Source organism: Affinundibacterium flavidum, from assembly GCF_014284175.1.
In the GTDB taxonomy this organism is placed as follows: Bacteria; Pseudomonadota; Gammaproteobacteria; order Burkholderiales; family Burkholderiaceae_D; genus Undibacterium; species Undibacterium flavidum.
Genome location: NZ_JACOGA010000087.1, coordinates 1 through 240, shown reverse-complemented (window position 1 = coordinate 240; position 240 = coordinate 1). Strand labels below are relative to the sequence as shown.

General features: G+C 47.5%; 1 pseudogene. It reads right to left on the bottom strand.

The features are described 5' to 3' along the window. Nucleotides 1-19: 19 nt before the first annotated feature. Nucleotides 20-240 (bottom strand): annotated as a pseudogene (locus tag H8K55_RS21480) (IS110 family transposase); the annotation flags it as partial.

Genomic DNA, 240 nt, shown 5'->3' with positions numbered 1-240 from the left:
GTAGATACTGTTATCCGAGTCAAGCAGAATGCAAGCTTGAATCGAAAGGCTTGCCGGATTTTAGTACGCCAAATGCGACATGAATGAGTTTTCTCATCATGGCACCAATAATGACCATGGGAGGTTTCCCGGATGCCGCTAGACGCTGGCGGAAAGCCTTGCCCCATGTTGTTTTATACAAAGCCACCATGGCAGGCATGTAGAGCGCTTTGCGAATAAAAGTATGTCCCACTTTGGACA